This window comes from Desulfobulbus rhabdoformis (assembly GCF_016919065.1).
GTDB lineage: Bacteria > Desulfobacterota > Desulfobulbia > Desulfobulbales > Desulfobulbaceae > Desulfobulbus > Desulfobulbus rhabdoformis.
Window position 1 is genome coordinate 1 of record NZ_JAFFQA010000077.1, and the last position, 10,276, is coordinate 10,276.

Annotated in this window: 5 protein-coding genes; 2 read left to right on the forward strand and 3 right to left on the reverse strand. The window is 50.0% G+C overall.

Features of this window, described 5'->3' with window-relative positions:
• Positions 1-308 precede the first annotated feature (308 nt).
• The 3 genes from JWJ90_RS21735 to JWJ90_RS21745 form a co-directional block, all read right to left on the reverse strand.
• Complete coding sequence (locus tag JWJ90_RS21735; protein WP_205229322.1) at positions 309-3,197, reverse strand: PAS domain S-box protein; 2,889 nt, start codon at positions 3,195-3,197, stop codon at positions 309-311.
• Positions 3,198-3,754: 557 nt separating this feature from the next.
• On the reverse strand, positions 3,755-4,408 hold the full coding sequence (locus JWJ90_RS21740) for a response regulator transcription factor (protein ID WP_205229323.1): 654 nt from the start codon (positions 4,406-4,408) through the stop codon (positions 3,755-3,757).
• 80 nt (positions 4,409-4,488) lie between these two features.
• Positions 4,489-8,277: a PocR ligand-binding domain-containing protein gene (locus JWJ90_RS21745; protein ID WP_205229324.1), complete on the reverse strand. Its 3,789-nt coding sequence runs from the start codon at positions 8,275-8,277 to the stop codon at positions 4,489-4,491.
• A gap of 665 nt (positions 8,278-8,942) precedes the next feature.
• On the opposite strand from JWJ90_RS21745, the gene JWJ90_RS21750 reads away from it, so the two are divergent.
• Positions 8,943-9,485 (forward strand): V4R domain-containing protein, encoded by a 543-nt coding sequence (locus tag JWJ90_RS21750; protein ID WP_205229325.1) that lies wholly within the window; start codon positions 8,943-8,945, stop codon positions 9,483-9,485.
• Positions 9,475-10,077: a HAMP domain-containing protein gene (locus tag JWJ90_RS21755; RefSeq protein ID WP_205229326.1), complete on the forward strand. Its 603-nt coding sequence runs from the start codon at positions 9,475-9,477 to the stop codon at positions 10,075-10,077. Before JWJ90_RS21750 ends, JWJ90_RS21755 begins: the two co-directional genes overlap by 11 nt.
• Positions 10,078-10,276: the final 199 nt, after the last annotated feature.

Consider the following 10,276-nt stretch of genomic DNA (forward strand, 5'->3'; position numbering starts at 1 on the left):
AAATTGCGGCATGGGAATGTGACCGTAACAACAGCACCAAAAAAATTGACTGGCAATTCACAACACAGGACGCCAGGGTTAAGCTAAAAAGACTTTATCCGAATTTATGATTGTTACATGGTACTAGGACGACGTGCGTGACCCTTTTTTCAGGAAAATGAGCAGGGTGGTACAGTGTGAAGAAGGCTTATTTTGTAAAAAAAATCACCTTCAGCCCGGAAGGCGGGGCAGCAGGAAAGAATTGGCATCAATGCCTAGCCTGAGACTTTCTTGCGCTTGATCATTGCTTTTGGTGTCTGTCTCGCCATTCAACAACCAGCCAGCGCTTCATTGACCTTGGTTGCAAGGTCCTGATGGGAAAATGGTTTTTGCATAAAATGGAAACACGAATCAAGGACGCCATGGTGGGCTATAACATTGGTTGTATACCCTGACATGAACAGTACCTTGAGCCCTGGCTGATGCCTATGAAGTGTGGAAGCTAATTCGCGACCGTTCATTTCCGGTAAAATCACATCTGTAATCAGTAGGTTGATCGTGCCCTCGTGATTTTCCGCAATTGAGATGGCTTCATTTGGGGAGGTGGCAGAGAGGACGACATATCCCATCATAGTGAGCATGGGGACGATTATGTCCAAGAGCATCGCCTCATCCTCCACGACAAGGATTACCTCGTTTTCAGTCACACTTACCTGTCTTTTCTCCTTCATTGGCCTGCTGTTTTCCTTTGGAGCTGCTATTTGATTGGAGTCTACCTTGTGGCGCGGAAAATAGATTTTGAATGCTGTGCCCTGGCCAGGTTCGCTGTACACATGAATCCCCCCTTTGTTCTGCTTGACAATTCCGTAGACCATTGCCAGCCCCAACCCGGTTCCTTTATTTTTGTCCTTGGTCGTGAAAAAAGGTTCGAACAGGGAGGTGAGCGTTTTCTCATCCATGCCGCAGCCGTTATCACTCACAGCCAACATGACATAGTCTCCGGCATCTAAATCTACATGCTGTGCGCAATACGTTTCATCCAAATGTATATTGCACGTCTCAATCGTGATTTTTCCATGATCTCCAATTGCATCACTGCCATTGATGCAAAGGTTGGCGAGTATCTGATGGACTTGGGATGGGTCCATCTCAATCGACCAGAGGGATTCCCCAGGCAGCCAGAGAAGATCGATATGTTCTCCTATTAAACGCCGGAGCATGGAAATTATTTTGTCAACAATATCATTAAAATCAATAACTTCCGGTGTTGATATCTGCTTACGTGCAAAGGCGAGGAGCTGCCGGGTCAAATCAACGGAGCGATGGGCTGCCTCTTGAATTTTTTCAAGGGACTTGCTGATTGGTTGTTCACCCTTTGTCTGGGTCAAGGCAATTTGCGCATAGCCAAGAATGACCCCAAGCATATTGTTGAAATCATGGGCAACACCTCCGGCCAATCGACCGATGGATTCCATCTTCTGGGCCTGATGAAGCTGATCCTCCAAAAGCTTGCGGTCACTGGTATCGAGATTTACCACAACGGCTCCACCAATGTGACCGCTGTCATCGTATAATGGTGCAGTGTAATTAATGACAGTCTTCCGTTGGCCAGCGAAGTTCTCTATTTCAAGCAGTTCATTCACTGTAGATGCACCCGTGAGGAGCGTTTTGGTCAAAGCGTTTTCATCAGATTGAATCGCTTGACGTGATGGAAGTGCCCAGGTCTTCAGAGAACCGTATTCGGTATAGGGCACCTTTGGCTCGGCGCCCCAAATTTCTTTTCCCGTTGGATTGCAGCGTAGTATGGTTCCCTGCTTATCGGTAATCCATAAGCCAATGGGAAGAATCTCAAAGATCTGCTGCAGTTGTTGTTCATTGCATCGCAGTTCTTCCTCTATACGGATTTGTTTGGTGATATTGACTATGTGCAAAACAAGACCACCAATATCGCCGTTGGCTTCATACCAGGGCCGACATCTCCATTTCCACCACTCCAACTCTCCGTTTTGTTTCAGGAAAGGATCTCGATCCCCCTCAACGGTTTCGCCCGACAAGGCTTGCTGATAGACCTCTCCAAATTTCTGAGCTAGACCGGGAGCTACGGATGTGTGTTCTTTCCCTATGATCTGTTCTTCAGAAGGATTGAATTTTTCTTGAAAACGACGACTGACAAACATGAAACGCAAGCGTTTATCCAATAGGGCCACAGCCCCGTCAAGATGTTCGATAACGTACCGCATTAACTCATGCGATTGGCGCTTTGCCAGTTCGACCTGTATTTGATCGGTGATATCCTGGATGGATCCGATAATGCCATTAATACGGTTATCAGTACCTCTTTTCGCCTGCCCGTGGACCAGGCAATAGAGAAGCTGCCCATCGGGACGAAAAGCACGCAGCTTAAGAGTAAAAGGAGTACCCGAAGTTCGGCATGTGTCGATCGCCAGGCGAAAAATTTCTGAATCTTTGAGAACAAAAAGCGTTTCCAGCTCTTCACTTATTGGTGCGCCTTGAGCTGAATCCCGCTGAAAAATACGAAAAAGTCCCTCGGACCAGCGCATCTGATTGTTGGAGATATTCCATTCCCAGCTCCCGGTATGGGTGATCTGTTCAGTGCGCGCAAGCATGGCCTGGCTTTCTCTGAGTTGAGCAGCTGTCCCGATCGTAAAGAGACCAACAGCGAGATCGTTGGTGATTTCAGAAAAGAGGGCCTGTTCCTCTTCATCAAAGGCATAGGGAGCCGGTATGGAAACAGAGAGGGTGCCGTAGGTAACTCCTTGATGATGAAGGCGGCGACAAAAACCGGATCGTCCAGCGTATTCGGGCGCCAGTGGGCAATTTTTACACTCTGTATAGGGGGCAGTGATCACTCTCAACGAGTCATTGGGAAGGGCAGAGAACTGGCAGTCTGCGAACTCTCCTCTGGCAAGTTTTTTTTCGAGAGCTGCAAAGCCCCCATTGAAACCGGCAGACGCTGTCGCAGTGACGGAGGTGCCTGAAGCATCGACCAGAGCAATCCAGGCATTGTAGTACCCCATGGTTTCTATCAAGGACTCGCAGACCTGCTCTATCAAACTTTCCGGATCAGTGGATGATACAATCAGCCGGTTCACTTTGCGGATTGCGAGTAATACTTGTTTGACATGGCGCCTACGCATTTCAGGTACGCCAAGCCGTGGCTTGCACGGTTCACAGATCGGGGACAGATCGTCGGTCATGGCTGATTTTCGTTGAGTGTTGGTTTATGAGCAGATCATATTGTCTTTGTGTCTCTCCCCATGAACACAATATTGTCTTGGTAGCGCCTTGGTGATTACCTGTGTTTTATTGAGGGGATGGAGCTAGTGTTACCTCTTTCTTTCTGGTGCGTTTGGGAAATACTTGATCTGCGTCTTCCGGAATAGGGTTTGCCAGCGTAAAAAATGGAGCACGCAGATATGCAAGAGAGTCGCGTGAACTCGCTATGATTGCGAACACGAATTAACGACAAATATATCTAATTTTTAGGGGATTGGATATTCAGGAAAAGAGTAGGGGGGCTTCGTATTCCTTTATATCGATCTAAAGGAATGCGAAGAGATGCGAGGCAGTTATCCGCAGTTGCGGATTCAGATTATTGGGAATCTTGAATAATTGCTTTTTCTGCCAATCTCGGCGTCATGCTGAAAATTTTATCCTCGGAGGTAAGCGAAGACTCCGATATCAACTATATGCCTGCGGTAAAATTGTCAGCAATCCTTGACCTTGATTGAAAAATCTAATTATTCAAGACACCCTATTGTTCAATGGAACTCAGTCCTTCACGTACAGCGTATTTTGTCAGTTCGGCAACACTGAACAGGTTGAGTTTTTTCATGATACTGTTTCGTTGGACATCAATGGTCTTGGTACTGACACCAAACTGAAAAGCGATCTCCTTGGTACTTTTTCCATCGGCAATCAGTTGCAGGACCTCCTGTTCACGTTTGGAGAGAATCTGTCTGGCAGAGGCTCTTCCCGCACCATCCAACTGGATATAGTCCCGGATGATCAGTTCGGTGATCATGGAGCAGGTATGAAACTCGCCAGCCGCCAAGGCCCGAATCGCACCAATGAGTTCTTCCCCGGCGCAATCTTTAAGGAGATAGCCCTTTGCTCCGGCTTTCAGGCACTCAACCACGCAGCTCTTATCCTTGAGCATCGATAGGGCAAGAACATTGATATCGGGATGGGCAGTGACGATACGGCGAGTGGCCTCGATCCCCCCCATACCCGGCATGGTCAAATCCATGACGATGACTTGGGGACGGTGTATTTCAGCCTGCTGCACAGCTTCGCCCCCATTGGTCGCCTGAGCGATAACCTCTATGTCTTCAGCTTGTTCCAACAAGGATTTGAGCCCTTCGAGCATGATCGTGTGGTCATCCACGAGCATTACTGTGATACGCATCACTCACCTGTATTTTTGTCATTGGGGGAAGACTGTTTTGTAAAAAGGAGAGCCTGATTACCCCGGCTCCGCACATTCGCTCACAGGGGGTGGGGAGCTTCTCCTTCATTCTGTGCCAGGGGGATCCTGATGGAGGCGCATGTCCCTTCACCCTGTACCGAGTGCATCACGACTTCACCACCGAGCAATTTGATTCGTTGACGGACATTGAACAAGCCAAAGGAACAGTCCGAATCACCCGCCATCGTGGTCCCGAAGTCGGGGATACAGGCAAATCCTTTCCCCTTATCTTTAACCGTCAGCAGACACATATCCTCTTCTCGTCCAATGGTCAACCATGCTGTATCGGTCCCCGCGTGTTTAGCCACATTGATGAGCAATTCACGTACTGACTGATAGATAACCGACGAAAATTCTTCAGTCAGCGGCTTGGGGGCCTGGTCGTCGGCAAAAAACACCTGGAGTAGGTAATCCGTCTCCATCCGTCGGGCCAGCCATTCCAGTGCTGCCTCCAAACCGACACTGACCAGGACCGGAGGATGGAGTTGCTGCGTCAGCGAACGAACGTCCTGAATCGTCTGGTCAATGAGGGTGCAGACCTCCTTGAGGGTGCTTTGTTCGTAAGGGGGATTGACTTGCGCGGTAAGGCTCCCGAGCTTGATCCTGCCAAGAAGCAGGGTTTGCCCTATATGATCGTGCAGTTCTCCAGCTATGCGACGTCGCTCCCGATCTTCGGCCAGGGACAACTCCACCGTCATGGCAGCGATTTTCTCCCGCTTCACCTGCAACAGATGCTCAGCTCTTTTTCGTTCTGTAATGTCATGGAGAAATCCTGACCAGTGGATAGTGCCGTCAGCTTTGGACTCCGGCACGGAGCGTCCTTCCACCCAGACCTCCCCCTTTTCAGGATGAACCATTCGAAATTCTGCGTGCCAGGGGGTAAGTGTACGAGCAGACACATTGATAGAGGTTTCCAGAAGGGGAACATCCTCAGGATGCATCCGCTCGCGAAAGGCAGTGATATCCGCAGTTATCTCGTCGGGGTGCAGGCCGTTGAGCTCCTCTATGCGTGGGGAAATGTATGGGATGCTGGTCGTTCCGTTCGGACAGAGGAGGGATGTGTACAGCACTCCTGGTGAGGTGTCCGCCAGTTTGGTTAAACGTAATTCCGCCTCTCTGAGTGCGGTGATGTTGTGGCCTATGGCCAGGCAGCCAATGATTTCGCTTTGTGGGTTGCGCTCCGCCACCACATGAAAGGCATGACTGATGACATGACCGGTTTTCGGACTTGACCATTCCAGTCTGATTTCTGTCGGGATCCCGGTGGACATGACCTGACTCAAGCGGTTCAGGTATTCCTCTTGGGGGATATTGATTTGCCAGCGGTGACTGCCTAAGGCTGCGTAGATTCCATCTGGAGCCGGGATTCCGGTTTCCAGGGTAAAGGCAGGGTTGATGTAGAGACAGCGGCATTCTCGATTGTAACGGATAATGATGTTGGGTGAATTCTCAGCCAGGGTTCGGTACTGTTGCTCGCTAATTCGCAGTTGCTCCTCCATCCGCTTATGCTCAATCACCACGGAGGCGAGATGGGCCGCCTGATGAATGAGCTTCCGGTCGGCCTGGCTTGGTGCACCGGGGATGGCCCGATAGATGCCGAAGGTGCCGACAACATGGCCTGCGGAATCAAAGATCGGTTCCGACCAGCATGAGCGGAATCCTGCTTGGCGAGCCAACTGTTTGTACGGTGCCCAGAAGGGATGGGTTTCGACATCCTCGGTGATAACCGATTCTCCACGCCAAACCGCAGTACCGCATGACCCCACCCCCTCGCCGATTTCTATCCCGTCGATGGCCGCTAAATAATCAGGGGGAAGATTGGGGGCCGAGCCGGTGAACAACCGCTTTCCCTCATCATCCGAGAGCATGATGCTGGCCTGAAAATCAGGGCAGGACATTTCTGCAAAGGCAACCACCTGGTCGAGCAATTCCGGCAACCCTCCACCGTGGGCCATTTGTTCGAACAGCCGCAGCCGCTCCGCCTCCAGGGTTTCGTATCGCTTGCGCTCGGTGATATCGCGATCGATTGCCAGAATGCTGGCAATCTCGCCATCAGCGCCCCATTCAGGCACCATGCGGGAGATACTGACCTTTCTTTTGCCGTCATTGTCGACCCAAGTGTATTCAAGTTCCTTTTCCTCGCCTGTTTCAAGGGCGTTACAAATGGTGTTTTGGTAGCTGACCACGTCGGTGACAGGAGAGCCTACAACAGGCGTGATGCCCAGTACGTCCTTCGGGGATGTATTGGTTCGCCTTGAAAAGGCTGGATTGACATAAATACGGCGGCATTTCTTATCATAGCGAACGATGGTATCGGGAGAATTTTCCACCATGGCCCGGAATTCCTGCTCCCGTTTGTGCAACAATTCTTCCTCCTGCCTGCGTGCGGTACGATCGTTCCCCGCGGCCAGCACACCGATAATTTCACCATGGCGATTATATTCCGGGACGATTGCATAACGAAGAAACAATTTTTCTGCCCGGGCGTTGACCCAGTAAAACTCAATCTCTTCGGGAATACCAGTGGTCAGGACCTGCTGGAGTTTTTTGGTGTATTCGGCAATGGTGGGGGACGGTACGTGGGGAATAGCAGTACCTGGGATTCCTACAACCTGGGCGGCTGACAGACCGCTGGCCTTTTCCCAGGTCTTGTTGACGTATGTCCTCCGCAGTTTGCAGTCATAGCGAACAATCAGGTTCGGGATATTGTCGGCCAAGGTGCGAAATTTCTGTTCGCTTTCCCGGAGCGCATCTTCCATGAGCTTGTGTTCGGCGATGAAACGGGCCTGCTGGATGTTTTGCAGCGCCATTTTGGAGAGTTGGTTGGCAATCAGATACAAGGCTTGGGCGATTTTCTCGAATTGGGCTAAGGGCATGCGCTTCACCTGAGAGAGCGCCTCTTTGTAGTCCTCCTTATCCACACCGATCTCTTCTGCGTAGGAGAGCAGGGAGTCGGGATCTATCGATTCATCCAGAACTTGGCCGATAAGCCAACTGCCGATGTGCTGCCCATCAACGCAGATGCTGGCTCCGGCATCCCATAAACCACCACTGAGGCATTGCCGAAGAATAGGGCCGTCCTCATTTAGCTGCCCAAGAGCCGCATCGGAGGCGCGGCACCTGCGAAAGCCTTTTTCCGTTGTACGGATAACATATTCACATAACCGACAAAAATTACTCGGTTTTGTGACAGGATTCCCCTCCCTGTCAGTGATCAGAGAGGCAACTCCTGTTGCCTTGGCAAATAAATCCTGAATGTTTTGTAATTCATCAATGTTAAACAGATCACTCAGCTGCATCTGTTCGCTTTTGTCAGCAAACGGCCTCTGGCTCGAAGATTGAGTGCCTGAATGCACTTTGTCAGGCCTCATTTTTGCGGCTGTCCTTGCTTCGTGTCGTTCCAGACGTTGGGTCAATTCCTGAAGCCGCAGCTGGGTCTGCACCCTGACCAACACTTCCTCCGCCTGAAACGGTTTATTGATGCAGTCTGCTGCGCCGGCGCGAAATGCTTCGGCGCTGTCACCACTGTTTCTTTGATTATGGATGAAAATAATCGGAATATTGGCTGTATTGTTTTGGGACTTGAGTCGACGACAGATATCGAAACCGTCGATCTTTGGTAGCCGAAAAGATGACAGGATCAAATCAAAAGGTTCTGTCGAAACTGATGAAAGAGCCTGTTGCCCATCTGTTGCTGAGTGAACGGTGTGGCCATGTGCCACCAACAGGTTTTTCAGGATCTGCAGATCATCAGGGACATGGTCCACGACCAGAATTCTGCCGGTGCAACCGTTCACCGTATTTTCCATTACGTGTGTCTCCCAGAAGTCTTGATGACGAGGAAAATCATTCTTTTAATGCAGGCGCAATAAGGTGATGAACAGGAGTTGGCTCAAACCCTTCGACTGCCTGAAGCCGTGATCCTTTATCCGTGGGCCAGCATCGTTGTTTAGTGACCACACACCATCACGTATTCAGGAACAGTCTCCCCATGAACAAGATCGATTTAGTTAATTGATCCGTTAAATCATTTTTAATCGTATACAGGCAAAGCGGGCGCAGTCAAACAAAAGAAACCTGATTTATCCGCAGGGAGTCGTTCCCCACTTGACGTACAGGGAGAACTGCAATTTATTGTAAAGGGTATTACCATAAATCCTGACGAAGCATCTCTGCTTAAACGATTTTGTCGTTCCACTCACGCCAGAGACGTCTTGCCACGGACTGCTGTTCAAAAAAAAATCAGGCCTCTGTGACTTTTGTGGGCCAGGTTACGTTGGTCAGTTTACTCACGGTCGGTCGCCGTGCGCAGCTCATAGGGATTTTTTATGGGAGTGATAAGGAATGGGCAATGGTTGTTATTGAATTTTCCTTTTTGATCAGTTGAAACCCTTGATATTGAGAACCACTTTTTTTACCGCCCTGAAGAAAACGCACCTTCGTTTCTGGAACCATTTTTTTGGAGGTTGGAACAATGCACCACGAGAGGAAACAACGAAAATTTTCCTGGCAGGATTTGGGGAAGGTAGATGTCGGCCGCCCTAATCTTGGCCCTATGGTTCCGGTTCTTGTATATCGACTGATGCAATATACGCTCTGGGATGTTCTCTCTACTGAGCTTGGCGCCGAACAGGCAAACAGAATTGTCGTTCGGGCTGGAAAGCGGGCCGGAGAGGAATTTTGCCGGAACATGCTCGATACGTCCTTGCCGATTCATGCGTTTATCTCACAGTTGCAGCAGGTACTCAAAGAACAGGCCATCGGTATTCTGCGTATTGAACAGGCCGATTTGGAAGCACTCCACTTTACCCTGACTGTTGCAGAGGATCTTGACTGCTCTGGGCTTCCCTGCACCGATGAGGTTGTGTGTCAATACGACGAGGGCTTTATCAGCGGAATATTCGAAGTGTACACAGGTAAGCCTTTCCATGTCAAAGAAGTGGACTGCTGGGCCAGTGGCGAGCGGGTGTGCCGTTTCTCGGCAAGAGTACAAGAGGATGAACAGCATGATAGATGAAGCCTGCACCAAGCTCAACGCTCTCTTGCATGGGCAGGTGCCGGAGCAGATTGCGATCGAGAGTCTGGATTCCGAGGAAGATCGTCAGTTGGCTCGACTACTCAACGAACTCTTTACCTGTCTGAAAGAAGTGCATGAATTCATTCTCCCCCTTTCCCAGGGAAATCTTGCCCAGGTGCAGCCTCCAAGGCCCCGCAATTTTTTAGGTTCTCCCTTTAAGGAATTGCATTCACGCTTGCTGCAACTGACCTGGCAGACAAATCAGGTGGCACAGGGGGACTATAATCAGCGCATTGATTTTATGGGGGATTTTTCAAACGCTTTCAACTGCATGGTCAACGCCTTGGATCAAAACGAGCAGCAACTTAAGGTAAAAATTGCGGAACTGGAAGGAGCGCTTGCCCATATCACCCAACTTGAAGGCATTCTTCCAATTTGTTCACACTGCAAACGTGTTCGCCTTGATGGGGCGGACCCGCGCAAGCAGGAGAGCTGGGTTCCTATCGAGGCCTATCTGAGCAAGAAGACCCAAGCCATGTTTTCCCATGGCATTTGTCCGGAATGTGTTACCAATTTTTACTTGAATCCGTGACTTCGTGTACCTGCGGAGCAGCGTATTTTCTTGAATAAATAGATTTTATTCAGAAACGAGCTGGTACGATACTGCCTCCATGGTGATTATGCAGGGGCTTGCTGCTCACCTTGAATGGGCAAGGGCGGATGAGGGGGCATGTAATGTTGTGGATTCAGGGGGGGGGGGCTGGCTGTGCCGGAAGGGATGGGGCTGTGAG

What these genes read in the sequence shown, in the direction of transcription:
- JWJ90_RS21735 (WP_205229322.1), bottom strand. Translation starts at nt 3,197, where the DNA reads ATGACCGACGATCTGTCCCCGATCTGTGAACCGTGCAAGCCACGGCTT.
- JWJ90_RS21740 (WP_205229323.1), bottom strand. Translation starts at nt 4,408, where the DNA reads ATGCGTATCACAGTAATGCTCGTGGATGACCACACGATCATGCTCGAA.
- JWJ90_RS21745 (WP_205229324.1), bottom strand. Translation starts at nt 8,277, where the DNA reads ATGGAAAATACGGTGAACGGTTGCACCGGCAGAATTCTGGTCGTGGAC.
- JWJ90_RS21750 (WP_205229325.1), top strand. Translation starts at nt 8,943, where the DNA reads ATGCACCACGAGAGGAAACAACGAAAATTTTCCTGGCAGGATTTGGGG.
- JWJ90_RS21755 (WP_205229326.1), top strand. Translation starts at nt 9,475, where the DNA reads ATGATAGATGAAGCCTGCACCAAGCTCAACGCTCTCTTGCATGGGCAG.